General features: G+C 59.1%; 13 protein-coding genes, 3 tRNA genes and 1 pseudogene. 14 read left to right on the top strand and 3 right to left on the bottom strand.

From position 1 onward, the window contains the following. Positions 1-5: 5 nt before the first annotated feature. A complete protein-coding gene (locus ACTJJW_RS07265; RefSeq protein ID WP_462643461.1) occupies positions 6-494 on the bottom strand; it encodes a YajQ family cyclic di-GMP-binding protein in 489 nt (162 codons plus the stop codon). 134 nt (positions 495-628) lie between these two features. On the opposite strand from ACTJJW_RS07265, the gene ACTJJW_RS07260 reads away from it, so the two are divergent. The 6 genes from ACTJJW_RS07260 to ACTJJW_RS07235 all read left to right on the top strand — a co-directional run bounded on the left by ACTJJW_RS07260 (position 629) and on the right by ACTJJW_RS07235 (position 4,716). Continuing rightward, a tRNA-Tyr gene (locus tag ACTJJW_RS07260) sits at positions 629-713 on the top strand. A gap of 91 nt (positions 714-804) precedes the next feature. Next, positions 805-1,605: an inositol monophosphatase family protein gene (locus ACTJJW_RS07255; protein ID WP_462643460.1), complete on the top strand. Its 801-nt coding sequence runs from the start codon at positions 805-807 to the stop codon at positions 1,603-1,605. A gap of 626 nt (positions 1,606-2,231) precedes the next feature. Next, positions 2,232-3,005: an ice-binding family protein gene (locus ACTJJW_RS07250; protein WP_462643459.1), complete on the top strand. Its 774-nt coding sequence runs from the start codon at positions 2,232-2,234 to the stop codon at positions 3,003-3,005. A 592-nt stretch (positions 3,006-3,597) separates the two neighbouring features. Further along, on the top strand, positions 3,598-4,446 hold the full coding sequence (locus ACTJJW_RS07245; protein WP_462643458.1) for a M23 family metallopeptidase: 849 nt from the start codon (positions 3,598-3,600) through the stop codon (positions 4,444-4,446). Between the two features lie 99 nt (positions 4,447-4,545). Then, positions 4,546-4,617: transfer RNA gene (locus ACTJJW_RS07240), tRNA-Thr, on the top strand. 25 nt (positions 4,618-4,642) lie between these two features. Continuing rightward, a tRNA-Met gene (locus tag ACTJJW_RS07235) sits at positions 4,643-4,716 on the top strand. Positions 4,717-4,926: 210 nt separating this feature from the next. Here the strand turns inward: ACTJJW_RS07235 and ACTJJW_RS07230 are convergent. Next, the gene (locus tag ACTJJW_RS07230) at positions 4,927-5,634 is read right to left on the bottom strand and encodes a hypothetical protein (protein WP_462643457.1); all 708 of its coding nucleotides are present in this window, start codon (positions 5,632-5,634) and stop codon (positions 4,927-4,929) included. 3 nt (positions 5,635-5,637) lie between these two features. Between ACTJJW_RS07230 and ACTJJW_RS07225 the strand changes: the two genes are divergently transcribed. The 8 genes and pseudogenes from ACTJJW_RS07225 (at position 5,638) to ACTJJW_RS07190 (ending at position 11,707) form a co-directional block, all read left to right on the top strand. Then, a complete protein-coding gene (locus tag ACTJJW_RS07225; RefSeq protein ID WP_462643456.1) occupies positions 5,638-5,871 on the top strand; it encodes a hypothetical protein in 234 nt (77 codons plus the stop codon). Between the two features lie 39 nt (positions 5,872-5,910). Beyond that, entirely contained in the window at positions 5,911-6,054 is a 144-nt protein-coding gene (locus ACTJJW_RS07220) for a GPGG-motif small membrane protein (RefSeq protein WP_343924148.1), read from the top strand. Positions 6,055-6,610: 556 nt separating this feature from the next. Further along, the gene (locus tag ACTJJW_RS07215) at positions 6,611-7,258 is read left to right on the top strand and encodes a low temperature requirement protein A (protein WP_462643455.1); all 648 of its coding nucleotides are present in this window, start codon (positions 6,611-6,613) and stop codon (positions 7,256-7,258) included. 65 nt (positions 7,259-7,323) lie between these two features. Then, a pseudogene (locus ACTJJW_RS07210) lies at positions 7,324-8,477 on the top strand (IS3 family transposase). Positions 8,478-8,533: 56 nt separating this feature from the next. After that, the gene (locus tag ACTJJW_RS07205; RefSeq protein WP_462643454.1) at positions 8,534-8,791 is read left to right on the top strand and encodes a hypothetical protein; all 258 of its coding nucleotides are present in this window, start codon (positions 8,534-8,536) and stop codon (positions 8,789-8,791) included. A gap of 196 nt (positions 8,792-8,987) precedes the next feature. Continuing rightward, the gene (locus ACTJJW_RS07200; RefSeq protein ID WP_462643453.1) at positions 8,988-9,566 is read left to right on the top strand and encodes a GNAT family N-acetyltransferase; all 579 of its coding nucleotides are present in this window, start codon (positions 8,988-8,990) and stop codon (positions 9,564-9,566) included. 139 nt (positions 9,567-9,705) lie between these two features. After that, a complete protein-coding gene (heR, locus tag ACTJJW_RS07195) occupies positions 9,706-10,509 on the top strand; it encodes a heliorhodopsin HeR (RefSeq protein WP_462643452.1) in 804 nt (267 codons plus the stop codon). Positions 10,510-11,224: 715 nt separating this feature from the next. Beyond that, the gene (locus ACTJJW_RS07190) at positions 11,225-11,707 is read left to right on the top strand and encodes a type II toxin-antitoxin system HicA family toxin (RefSeq protein ID WP_462643451.1); all 483 of its coding nucleotides are present in this window, start codon (positions 11,225-11,227) and stop codon (positions 11,705-11,707) included. 88 nt (positions 11,708-11,795) lie between these two features. On the opposite strand, the gene ACTJJW_RS07185 is transcribed toward ACTJJW_RS07190, so the two are convergent. Further along, entirely contained in the window at positions 11,796-12,803 is a 1,008-nt protein-coding gene (locus ACTJJW_RS07185) for an NADP-dependent oxidoreductase (protein WP_462643450.1), read from the bottom strand. Positions 12,804-12,813: the final 10 nt, after the last annotated feature.

Raw genomic sequence — 12,813 nt, 5'->3', positions numbered from 1 at the left:
GGCTGTTAGCGGAAGTTCACAAACTGGAGGGCGACTTCGAGGTCTTTGCCCTTCAGCAGCGCCATCGTCGTCTGAAGGTCATCGCGGCTCTTGGACTGCACACGCAGTTCCTCGCCCTGAATTTGCGACTTCACCGTTTTAGGGGCCTCGTCACGGATGATCTTCGAAATCTTCTTTGCGTCCTCCGACGAGATGCCATTCTTGAGGCTGATCTCGATGCGGTATTCCTTGCCACTGGGGAAAGGCTCGCCCGCATCAAGGCTGCGCAGTGAAATGCCGCGCTTGATGAACTTGGCCTCAAGCACCTCAAGAACCGCCTTGACGCGCTCTTCGGCGCTTGCCTTCAGCAGAAGACTCTCACCGGTCCACTCCACCGAAGCGCCAACGCCCTTGAAGTCGTAGCGCTGAGCAAGCTCCTTCTGTGCTTGGTTGACGGCGTTTTCCGCCTCCATTTGGTCAACTTTGCTCACAATGTCAAACGAGGAATCAGCCATGCGCCCATGTTACCCGCGCAGTGCGCAGAACTCCCATTGCCGTCTTTTGGTGATGTGGTCACACGGTTCCCGGATTCCTTGTATTCTGGTTCAGCGCGTTCGGTCAGATGAATACATGTGGCCGGAGGCGTCTTGGCGAGTTACCCAAGTGGCCAAAGGGATCTGACTGTAAATCAGACTGCATCGCATTCGGGGGTTCGAATCCCTCACTCGCCACCACTTAAATCATCACCTGCCGCGGTGCCGTGCTGCGGCATCCGCATGCCCAGTTTCGACAGCTACCCACGCTAGCGCGCCCTAGGCTGAAGGCATGCCTCACGCCGAACTTCTCTCTCTTGCCACCAGCGTTGCAACTCAAGCAGCTGATCTGGTTGCGCTGCGTCGCCGCGAAGGTGTTGCCGTTGCCGATCGCAAATCATCATCAGTGGATGTCGTAACCCACGCTGATCGTGAAAGCGAGCAGCTCATCCGCAGCCTGCTGGCCGAAGCGCGCCCCGACGACAGCTTCTTTGGGGAAGAGAGTGGAGCATCCGTTGGCACGAGCGGACTGACCTGGGTTGTCGACCCCATCGATGGCACCGTGAACTACCTCTATGGCATCCCGCACTATGCGGTGAGTATCGCTGTGGTTGAAGGAGAACCAGACCCCGCAACCTGGCGCGCTCTCGCCGGTGCGGTAGTGAATCCTGGTGCTCGTGAGACTTACACGGCAAGCGTCGGGGGAGGATCGTTTCTCAACGGAGAGTGCTTGCAGGTTGCTGAAGCAGTAGACCTCTCTGAAGCCCTTGTCGCCACAGGATTCTCTTATCTAGAGACCACCCGCGTCGAGCAAGGCCGTGTGATTGCAGAACTGATTCCCCAAGTGCGCGATATTCGCCGCATGGGCACAGCGTCACTAGACCTCTGCATGGTGGCATCTGGGCGCGTAAACGCGTACTTCGAGCGCAGCCTGAATCCGTGGGACCACGCAGCAGGAGCGCTCATCGCTCAGGAGGCCGGGGCAACAGTGAAAGGCCGGGGCGGTAACGCGGCTGGCGAGGAGTTTATCTTGGCCGCACAGCCGGATGTTGCACTGCTTTTGGACGCCGCATTGGCGCGGCTAGACGCCTAACTACCCCACTTGAAAGTGGGGTAGCGCCTGATGTCAAGAGGCGAGCTTGAATCGCGTTGATTTTCCGGGCCAGCGCGGCGGCTTTCGTGTCGGTGAGGATCCCTGAGCAAGGACTCGCTGGTAAGGGGTGCGTGGTTTGTCGGAGACGCGCGTCTTCTCATGCTCGTCTCCGGCCTTACTCACCTGAATCGAGTTGTGGAGCAACGGCCCGGGCCTAGTCCCCGACAGGCCGACAAGTTGGGCACCATCCCTGGTCGGTTTCAGCATCCAGTCGTTGCGACCAACGGGCCCAACCTCGCACACTTAGCCTTTTTCGTAATCTCCCGACTCGCACCCCATTTCGCGAGCACTTTACGGGAGTCTCGTCGTTCCATTGACACCGGGTAGTGTCCCTCCTATATTGGGGTAGACAGATTAGATTAAGTGGAACCGGTCCCGTGGGGCGTGCAAATTCGTGCGTGGTGGACGTCTGTTTTCGGGGGACCGGGGGCCTCTCTTTTTTGGGTGAACTCTGCCGGGACGAACCTGGCCAACACCCCGAAACCCGATGTGTAGCATCGGCGACCGCACCCACTGCGGATCCGCTTGGACCCGCACCCTGCGGGTCCGTAGGGAGGGAACACACTATGACCAAATTCCATCAGCTATCCGCCTCGCGCAAACGCCTCCTGGCCGCCGCCGTAGCCGTCGCCGTCGTGGGAATCGGCACCGCCGGCTTCGGCGCATCCGCCGTCGCAGACCCGCTCCCCCAAGCGCCCGTTGCGCTCGGCGTTGCCGGTACGTTCGCAATCCTGTCGCAGACTGGCGTGACGGATGTCCCCTCATCTGTCGTCACCGGCAACGTCGGGGCGAGCCCGATCACGGGTGCAGCCATCCTGCTTACCTGCCCGGAGGTGACCGGCACGATCTTCTCGGTCGACGCCGCTGGCCCGGCCTGTAAGGTGACGGATGCCACGCTGCTCACGACCGCCATCGGCGACATGGGCATCGCCTACACCGACGCCGCCGGGCGCTCGAACCCCGACTTCGTCAATCTCGGCGCCGGCGAGATCGGTGGGCGCACCCTCCAGCCCGGCCTCTACAAGTGGAGCACCGACGTTTCTATCTCCAACGACGTCAAACTCGCTGGTGGACCTGACGACGTCTTCATTTTCCAGATCGCGGGAAATATCTCCGAGGCGCCGGCTAAGAGCGTGATCCTCACGGGCGGCGTTCAGGCCAAGAATGTGTTCTGGCAGACCGCCGGTTCCGTGACCCTCGGCACCACAGCCCACTTCGAGGGCACCATCCTGAGTAAGACCCTTATCGCCATGAACACAGGCGCATCGATCAACGGCCGACTGCTGGCCCAGACTGCGGTCACGCTGCAGAGCAGCACCATCACGGAGCCCGCGAAGTAGGTATTCCGCAGGGCAGTATCGGGGCCGGGGAGGCGACTTTCGTCGTTCTCTCCGGCCCTTTCGGTCGTCCCTGGCCACCACTGTGTCTCGGGTCTCAGCCTCGACAACCACGTGACCCCCGACAGCAAGACCACCTGCCGCCAACGACGTCAGATCACTCCGACACGCTGCCAAAGTGCACACCAACCCTCATTTTCGCGTCCGGCAACGGATAGGGCTACGCGGAGGTTTCTTATGAGCCAACGCGTGGGGTAGCGGGTAGACCACTTGCACGCTAAGCTTTATGAATCTGTTACCTGCGCGTAACCCGTATGGGCGTAGGCAAATGCCCAAATTATGCATTCACACCTAGCACGTGAATCGCGTGGAGGAGAAGAATGTCACTGACGAGCACGCGTGCCGCAGTGACGTTCTCCTCTCGTGAAACGGGGCTTGTGAAGTGAGCCTCGACACCGCGTTCCCACAGCAACCAGGAACGAGGGATAGCATCCCCCTGACACGCAGACAATTGCGTGAGCGCGAACGAGCAACAGAAAACGAGAGCACTCAGCCCAGAACGCGGCAGTCGGTGGAGGCGCCGACAGTTGCCGTGGTGGCTGAACTGTTCATGCCGACAGCGGAGTCGACCGCGATTGTTCCTCCGGCACGAAAGCCACGTCCTTCCGCCGCAAAGTCGAAGCGCATTCGAGTGTCGCCTGCGGCGTTCTCGGCCAGTGGCCCCCCGCGTCGCCCAGGTAAGGCGCTCGCATCTAAGGCACTCTCGAGTGTCGCGATGTTGTTCGCTGCCGCGCTCTTAGTCGGAGTGTCGGTGCCGTCGAACGCATTTGTCAGTTCTGACAACGTCATGGCGATTACTGCAGCACCTGCTGCAGAGTTCCCAGAGCTCGCCGCAGACTCGCGACCGACACAGTCACTGGCAGTGTCTGATGAGGTTGTTGGTGGTGTAGACAGGCGCGACGGTGTCAAGGTCGTCTCCTCCGCCGAAGTGCTTGCTCTCAAATTCGCGGGTATCGACTATCAGTACAACGCCACTGCGGGACCCATCCGCTGGCCGTTCCCCTACGCAGTGCCCACCACCGATAAATTCGGAGACCGCATCGGTGGGTTCCACAAGGGAACAGACTTTGCTGCGGGCGCTGGAACCCCTATTTACGCGATCGCTGATGGTGTTGTCACGTTCGTGCAGTCGGACTACTCCGGTTACGGCTACTACGTGAGGATCAGCCACGTGATCGACGGCCAGCAGGTTGAGAGCCTCTACGCTCACATGATTTCTGACTCGAGCCCGCTCGTGGTTGGCGACGAGGTTAAAGTTGGCGACTTTGTCGGGCTCGTGGGCGACACGGGTCGCTCGTTTGGTGCACATCTGCACCTCGAAATTCATCTCGATGAGGTTCCCGTCGACTCGTTTGCGTGGCTTACCGTGAACGCCATCGACTAATCTTGCGTGACCGCTAAATTTCAGTCCCAACCGTACTGTGAGCTCTTAAACGGGTGCTAGTCTCTTACGGTGCCGATCGCGCGATATGCGCTTTTGTGTGCCCCCTTAGCTCATTGGTAGAGCACTTCCTTGGTAAGGAAGAGGTAGTGGGTCCGATTCCCACAGGGGGCTCGGTCATCCGGTAATCGGGTGCCGTGGCTGAGTAGCTCAGTTGGTGAGAGCGCACGACTCATAATCGTGAGGTCGCGGGTTCGAATCCCGCCTCAGCTACAACTGGCGGTTTCATTCTTTGAAACCGTCTTGTTCATTCAATTGATTGACCACGGAGATCTTGATGAGATCTTTCCGTTTACGGTCGGTCGTGACGGAATGTTCGGCCGCTGATAGTGGCCGATTTCCCGTTAACGACGAATTAGCCCGCTTTTGGGCAGGCTGAATTGTCTCGGTGAAGCGGTAGCGGTGTCTGGGTTTGGGTGCTGGTTACCCGGGTGGTGCGGCGGCCCGAGTGGTGACCAGGCGGGCCAGAGGGCGCTCGTTCTCGTCTTTTCGACGGCGTGTGCGGAGCGGCTTCTCGATGGCTCTATCTCTGAGTTTCAGGATGAATGTGGCTATTGAGCGCAGGTTGAATGAGCTGATGGCGAGGGCCGTGACGAGGTAGTTCGAGCTGAATCCTCGGCCGGAACGTTTCTTGGGGTTTCCCAGGTCTTCTTGGTTGGAATCTTTGAAGCGCGAGTTGGACGCTTCGACGAGGTTGCGCATGCCGTAGTAGCTTGCCCACGCGTCGCTCTTGTAAGCGAACCGTTGTAGGTGCTTGAGGGGCTGGAGGCGACGTGTCTTGCCTCCGGGCTCCCGAGACTTCATGGTTGTCTCCGGAATCATCAACGGGACCATGATGCTGTTTTTGCCGTTGAGCGGAGTGTGCGGCACGGGGGACCCCGCTGGATAGGTGAACCGTTGGTAGCCGTCGCGGTCGGGGAGACCCTTGGCAATCATGCGGTACTGGCTGCGGTTGCGAAGGCGAGCGAGAAGCGTCGCGCGCTTCTGGTCGTAGTTGATGACGAGTTCGACCCCGGCTTTGCGGGCAGGAATGTGGAATGTTTCGACTCGACTGTTGTTGTAGGCGCGGTCGGCCATGACGAGAAAACGGTCGAGGTCGGAGGCGGCCTTGTGTCGCTCAATGAGCTTCATCCCATGACCGGCGAGCTCGCCGGGCTTATGGAAGCTGATGGCGGTGACGACGGATGGAAACAGCTCACTTTCAGAAGGGCGATTCCAGACTGTTGTTGCGGTTTCGACTTCGTACCCGGCGATATCGGTTTTTGCGCCCTTGCCGTCGTGGTTATCACCGCGACAATTTGGATGAAATACGGTGGTCAGAGCCCGATTGGGGGTACAGTTTCTTCAGCAGACTCGACCTGGCTGTAGGCGTAAGGCCGTCGGAGCTTAACGAAATGGAGCAACACCATGGCAACACTTCTCTGGATCATTGCGGCAATTCTCGTTATTTCTGGCATTGTCGCGATCTTTCGCCGCCAGCTCATCTGGGGCATTGTGCTCATCGTCGTGGGACTGCTGGTTGGTCCAGGTGGTGTGAGCCTCTTCACTTAAGGCCGCGGACCAGCGCGGTATGGAGCGCACGCCGAGTCCTGTGCTTCCCGACGGGGAGCGTGGGTCAGTAGTCGCTGCGTTGGCTGTGTGGTGAGTCGCGGTGCAATGATTCCGCGCTTTTGCTGGTGACAGGGTGTGGCAGGGGGAGGCGCTCAGGGCTGATGCTGTCGTTCTGCGTCCCCAAGACCGGGTGTTGCGCGTCTCACCCTCTGCCGGATCCTTCGTCTGCGCGCTCAGAGGAGGGCCGACCAGCGCCCCGTTCCGGCTGCACTACGAAACCAACCGGGACAGGCCCGCGATCGGGGCAGCCGCTCGGTGGATCACTCGTGACCAGATCATTTGCATCTAAGAGCTCCTCGGTAGCAACAGCTTCGGCATAGCCGTTCGCCACGGGTACACCGCGGACGAGCATTGGTCCTGCGTGCGGTTGAACACGACGTTAAAGGCCGCAACGTGTTGACAGCCGCCATCACCCAAAGCTTTACCGTCGACACCACACCAGCAGCGCGTGAATGATCACTGTCGCGCAGCCCGGATGCTTAGACAGAATGGAGCAGTGACCACGACGCCGAAGGCTCCCCGACTGCCCTCTTTCGGGATACGCCGCAACCTGCTCCGACCGGATGGCGGCGAGCGGAGCGATCGGGTCACGTACATTGAGCTGCTGTTCGACCTCATTTTCGTGTTGGCTCTCACCCAGTTATCGCGCTACCTCTATGAGAACCAGTCACCGACCGGTGCCCTTGAGTCCGCAGTGCTCGTGCTTGCTCTCTGGCGGGTTTGGGTTTATGCGACATGGGTAACTAATTGGCTCGACCCGGCACGTTTTCCAGTGCGTGCCGCGGTCATCGGGCTCGCGCTCGTCGGACTCATCATGAGCGTCTCAATCTTTGAATCATTCGGCGATCGTGGTCTGACCTTCGCGATCGCGTACGTCGTGCTCCAGATCGGCCGCACGGTATTCATGATCGCCGCCGTAGCCCGCCACAATCGCGATCTGTCCCACGATTTCGTCCGCGTCCTCATTTGGCTTGCTGCGTCGGGTGTCTTTTGGATCCTCGGCGGACTCGTGTCGATCGAATTTCGGATCTGGTTCTGGCTCATCGCGCTCGGGATTGAATACCTGTCGGGAGCGGTGGGATTCAGGCTTCCCGGACGAGGTTCGGCACGGATGGGACTGCTGAAGGTTTGGTTGATTCTTTGACGTGCCCCATAGTTTGGTTACCTAAAACGATGTGAATATCGGCCGCCTCTTGAGAGGCTTCATTCATGCCACGACCATTCCCCGCCGAGTTTCGTCTTCGAGCAGTCGCGCTCGTGCGAGCTGGTAAACCCATCACGACCGCAGCCGTTCAGCTCGGGGTGAGCACGGGAGCTCTGCATGGCTGGGTGCGCCAGGACCAGATCGATCGAGGCGAACGGCCTGGGATTACGACGCCGGAAACTGCCGAACTGGCAAAAGCGAAGAAACGAATTCGGCAACTCGAAACCGAAGTCGAGATACTGAAGATCGCCGCGAAACTGCTCGGGGAAGATCGTCCCGGCCCAAAAGGATTCACCCGGTCGTCGACCGCCTCATCGAGGCCGGCTACCGGGCCAAGCAGTGCTGCCGACTCCTCGGAGTGAGCAGCCCCGGCTACTACAGATATAGAAATCGGCCAATATCGCCCACCCAAATGCGGCGCCTCTGGCTCACGAGTTTGATCAGCGAAGTCCATATCGCATCCCGGCAAACCTATGGTTCCCGCCGGGTTCATGCGGAGTTGACGATCGGCATGAAGGTGCAGGTGAGCGAACGCCTGGTGGCCGTCCTGATGAGCAAAGCCGGCATTCGCGGCCTCCCGGGGCCGGCGAAAGTAAAACGCCTTCATGGCATTGCCACCGCCGATGATCTGGTGCACCGCAAGTTCCGCAGGCTCTCGCCTAACGAGCTTTGGATTACGGATATCACCGAACATCCCACGAGAGAAGGCAAAATTTTCTGCTGTGCCGTGATGGATACCTTCTCCCGAAAGATCGTCGGCTGGTCGATCGACAACGCCCAGGACTCGACCCTGGTCGTGAACGCACTCGACATGGCAATCAAGAACCGGAAACCGCCGGCAGGCGCAATCGTGCATGCCGACCACGGAGTCCAGTTCACCTCGTGGGCCTTCACCAACAAGATCCGCTCATCCGGACTGATGCCCTCGTTCGGCACAATCGGGGATTGTTACGACAACGCCATGATGGAATCGTTTTGGTCGAGCATGCAGATCGAGCTTCTGAACCGAAAGAAATGGCGCACCCGGCTCGACTTGGCGAACGCGATCTTTGACTACATCGAGATCTTCTACAACCGTCAGCGACGTCACTCCCAGCTCGAATATCTTTCACCAGTCGAGCATGAGTTACGCTTCACACAAACATCCATATCGGCCTGATCTTCACACCAACACGGGTAACCAAACCGGAGGGCACGTCACTTCTGAACAGAGCTATGACGCAGCTTGAGGCTCAGCGGGTGCCGGACAGCATCAATCGGATGCTCGAATCGGGTTCTTCTGGACGTGACAGTGGCACATCGATCGAGTTGTCCACGATGCACAATGGCGGCCAGATGGTTCAGCGGGCAGAAATGCCGTTAGAAATCAAAGTCGCCAATCGTGATTTTCTTTTGACCAAGAATGGGACCCAATACTCGCCGCGAGTTATCAACCCTGAATTCCCTAGTGGAAACGCAACAACCCAAAAGTGATGCAGTAAGACACCCGCAGTCTCCGCAAGGGGAGCTGCCGTTCGAGCTGGAATCTAGCGGCCCTTAACATGGAATGGGATTGGGCGTTCTCCAAAAGTGCTCAACGATTTCAAGGCCACTAGAATTTAATGAAAGGGCCACAACTTGTGGTTCGCAATTCTCAATTTTGCCTAACGCGGGAGGGTGTGATTAGTCGATGAAACTAGGCTTCCGCCCGCGATTCCTTCGTGGTTCATCGCTTGAGCACGTCGTGCACGCTCCGACGCTGGGCACCGAGCGCCTTGTTCTGCGGCCGCATCGCATTGAGGATGCCGAGCGCTGGTACGAGATCCAGTCGTCCCCAGACGTGCTGGCGTACACGTCTTGGCCGCAACGAGACGAAGCTGAGTCGCGCATCCACTTGAAGCAACGCACGAAGCAAGTGGTGCTGAAACAGGCGAATGACTTCTTGGCGCTCGCTATCGAACACGACGGCAAGCTCATCGGAGATGTGGCGTTGCATCTGCGCTCAATCGTCTCAACAAGCCGCACGGCTGAGATCAGCTGGATCTTGCACCCCGACCATTACGGTCATGGCTTTGCCGCTGAGGCCGCCTCCGCGATGATGGATTTTGCATTCGACCGAGTGCAGATTCAGTTGCTGGTAGCTGTGATCGAAGCTCCCAATGCGGCCTCGATCGTGCTCGCGGAACGATTGGGCTTCCGGAAGATGGCGCACGACGGTGACTCCCTGGGCTTCGTCGCGGGCAACCTCAGCGAACGACCCGAGGCTTAACGAGTAAGTCGCGTCTGCCCCACATCATGAGACTGGCCGCATCCACTAAAGGTGCTGGCCCGCAAACTGCGTAAATCTGCTGCAGGGTCCCGTAACGGCGCTGCTAACGTGGCACCCACACCGTCGAAGGGAACGCCCCATGTCGAAGAAGACCTATTCTCCGGAGCAGCAAGTCGATCGGCTGCGGATCTACAACATCGTCGCGGGCAGTCTGCATCTTGTACAGGCGATCGGCTTCGCGATTGTGCTCACGATGCTCAGCTCTCAGGTGCTGTTTGCTGTAACAGCCGACTATCTGGCTGGCCCTCCCGGAGCACCGATCCCGCCCGAGCGGGTGACTGTGTTCGAGGTCAACATCGGCGTCGGCGTCGTGGTGTTCCTCGTGCTCAGTGCTGTATTCCACTTCCTCATTTCGAGCCCGTGGTTCTTCGGCCGCTACAAGAACGGTCTCCTACAGAGCCGCAACTACTTCCGCTGGACAGAGTACTCGCTCAGTTCATCCATCATGATCTGGTTGATCTTGGCCATCAACGGAGTAACCGACATCGCAGCGCTGTTCGCCGTGTTTGCCGTGAACGCTGCAATGATTTTCTTCGGCGCGCTGCAGGAAAAGTATGAGCAGCCAGGTTCTGGCGGCATGTTGCCGTTCATCTTTGGTTCGATGGTTGGCATCGTGCCGTGGATCCTCATTCTGATCTACTTCTTGCGCCCCGGTAGCACGAACGAGGTTGCGGCTCCCGGATTCGTCGTTGGCATTGTGATCTCGCTGTTCCTGTTCTTCAACACCTTCGCGATCAACCAGTGGTTGCAGTACAAGCAGATCGGCAAATGGAAGAGCTACCTGCAGGGCGAACGCACCTATATCACCCTCAGCTTGGTCGCCAAGACTGCGCTGGCCTGGCAAGTGTTCTCGGGCGCGATCATCCCGGCGATCACCGGCTGATGACCCGACGTTCGGGCGCAGCGGGTATGGACCGCGTCGAGGCCGAGTCGGTTGTGTCTGATCGCTGGAATCCGAGCGCACCAAGGTGGCTAGCCTCACCGCTAGAGACGGTCTGGGGAACTCACTACTCATCGAGAGCGAGGCTCTCGCTTGGTCCCCCCGCGTTTCACGGTCGTTATCGCCACGAATGGCGTTGTCGCTCGCGCACCACTTGGAAGGCGGAGTAAGTGACGAGCTGAGGCCTTCCGAACGCAGCCGGGTCAAGGCCTACGCGCGACGGCTATTCGAATCTCAAAATTCCGCCCAATTATTGAGTAGCTACATGGCCAAGCGGGCGGTGCGGCATTCTTTCTCAGTCTCGGTGGACGACATTTCAGATCTGCGCCGCGACCGCCGACTGGTCTTATCAGGAGTAAGCGCTCCCATCTCGCGAATGTCCGCGCCCGATGTTGTAGAAGGCTATGTATCGGAGAAGGACCTCCCCATGCTTGTTCAGGAGTACCTTCTGCGAGAAGCTGTTAAGGGAAACGTAATTCTGCGCGTTCCGTCACGTGAAGCACAGGTGGGCCCCGTGCTCGTGGCAGCCGATCTAGCTGATTGGAATCGCCCCAGAGAGCAAAGGCAGGCGCGGATAATAATTAGCGAACTAGACCCGGCAAAGCAGCACGATGATCACGGTTGATCTTGGCGAGCTTGAACCCGCGGCTGCTGCGGCATGGCACGGGCTCATCGACGTCTCGGAGATACTGCCTCAGGGTGGGCGGTTGCTGGCGGGCAAATGGTCTACCTGCACTGCGCACAGAGAGCGACGTTTCCCGAACGACCAAGCGATGATGGCGATGTTGTCGTAGATGTTCGCGCCCACGGATACGCACTCCGAGACTTTGTCGCTGCGCTTAAGCACGTTGGTTTTCGATCCGCGGGATCGACCCCACAGGGATACCAACACAGGTGGGTTCGAGATGACGCTCAGATCGACGTACTGGTTCCACGGCACCTCATTGATGTACTGGCGCTAGCAGGATTTGTTTCACGACGAGAGCTAAACGGGCGCGAGCCCTGGGAGAAGCTCGAAAAGCATCGGGTGGCAAACGCAATCGGAGCAATCCGGTGCCGACCTGACATTCAAGCAAGGTTCGACGACAGTGATGAGCGGCTGGACTTGTTGGTGCTCGCGCTGCGCTACTTCGGGGAGTAATCGCGGGCAACGCGACAACCGTTCAGCCGGACCGACTCTGCCGTCGACCAAGCCCGCGGTAGCGCAGCGCGAAGCATTTTCTCTAGGGCTAGAGGCGAACGATTGCCTTGCCGATGTTGGCACCGTTCATCATGCCGGTGAAGGCCTCGAAAGCATTCTCGATGCCGTCCGTGATGGTTTCGTCGAAGACGATCTTGCCGTCTCCGAGCCATCCCTGCATTGCTTCAGAGAACTGAGGTGCGAGATGGAAGTAGCTGCCCATAGTGAAGCCCTTGATGGTCAGACCGCGGGTCACGATGTTCTGGGTGTTCTGGATGCCCGTTACTCCCTTGGCATTGTAGCCAGAGATAGCGCCGCAGATTGCTGCGCGGCCGCCGTCCTTGAACGCTCCGAGTGCTGCCGAGAGGTGGTCGCCACCCACGTTGTCGAAGTAGACGTCGATTCCGTCGGGTGCTGCAGCGTCGAGCTGGCCAGCAATATCCCCATCCTTGTAGTTGAAGGCGGCATCGTAGCCGTACTTGCTCGTGAGAAGTGCAACCTTCTCGTCGGTGCCGGCGCTACCGACGACACGGGCTGCGCCGAGGAGGCGAGCGATCTGGCCGACCATGGTGCCGACTCCGCCTGCTGCGCCAGAAACGAAGACGGTGTCGCCTTCCTTGATCTGCGCGATCTGGGTTAGACCAGTCCAGGCGGTGATTCCGGTGATTCCGAGAACACTGAGGAACAGCGAGGGCGAGATGCCGGGAACATTCGGGAGTGCCGTGAACTGTCCGGCGGGAGCCTGCGCGATGTCGCGCCATCCGAGCTGGTGCTGCACAAGCGTGCCGACGGGCAGCGACTCATCGTTCGATTCGATGACTTCACCAACGGCTGCGCCGCCCATGGTCTCGTTGAGGTTGAAGGGCGCAACGTATGAGCGACCTTCGTTCATGCGGCCGCGCATGTACGGGTCGACGGAAAGGAAGGTGTTGCGCACGCGAACGTCGCCGTCGGCCAGCTCGGGAAGGTCAATCTGAACCTTCACGACGTTGTCGGTGGTGGGCTCACCCGTGGGGCGTGACGCGAGTTGCCATTGGGTGCTTGTGGTGGTGCTCATGTAAATCTCC

This window comes from Rhodoglobus galactosidasius (assembly GCF_054957775.1).
This window is presented reverse-complemented; position numbering and strand designations above follow the sequence as displayed.

What these genes read in the sequence shown, in the direction of transcription:
- ACTJJW_RS07230 (WP_462643457.1), bottom strand. Translation starts at nt 5,634, where the DNA reads ATGAAGCTCATTGAGCGACACAAGGCCGCCTCCGACCTCGACCGTTTT.
- ACTJJW_RS07250 (WP_462643459.1), top strand. Translation starts at nt 2,232, where the DNA reads ATGACCAAATTCCATCAGCTATCCGCCTCGCGCAAACGCCTCCTGGCC.
- ACTJJW_RS07220 (WP_343924148.1), top strand. Translation starts at nt 5,911, where the DNA reads ATGGCAACACTTCTCTGGATCATTGCGGCAATTCTCGTTATTTCTGGC.
- ACTJJW_RS07185 (WP_462643450.1), bottom strand. Translation starts at nt 12,803, where the DNA reads ATGAGCACCACCACAAGCACCCAATGGCAACTCGCGTCACGCCCCACG.
- heR (WP_462643452.1), top strand. Translation starts at nt 9,706, where the DNA reads ATGTCGAAGAAGACCTATTCTCCGGAGCAGCAAGTCGATCGGCTGCGG.
- ACTJJW_RS07265 (WP_462643461.1), bottom strand. Translation starts at nt 494, where the DNA reads ATGGCTGATTCCTCGTTTGACATTGTGAGCAAAGTTGACCAAATGGAG.
- ACTJJW_RS07200 (WP_462643453.1), top strand. Translation starts at nt 8,988, where the DNA reads ATGAAACTAGGCTTCCGCCCGCGATTCCTTCGTGGTTCATCGCTTGAG.
- ACTJJW_RS07205 (WP_462643454.1), top strand. Translation starts at nt 8,534, where the DNA reads ATGACGCAGCTTGAGGCTCAGCGGGTGCCGGACAGCATCAATCGGATG.
- ACTJJW_RS07190 (WP_462643451.1), top strand. Translation starts at nt 11,225, where the DNA reads ATGGCACGGGCTCATCGACGTCTCGGAGATACTGCCTCAGGGTGGGCG.
- ACTJJW_RS07225 (WP_462643456.1), top strand. Translation starts at nt 5,638, where the DNA reads ATGACCGGCGAGCTCGCCGGGCTTATGGAAGCTGATGGCGGTGACGAC.
- ACTJJW_RS07255 (WP_462643460.1), top strand. Translation starts at nt 805, where the DNA reads ATGCCTCACGCCGAACTTCTCTCTCTTGCCACCAGCGTTGCAACTCAA.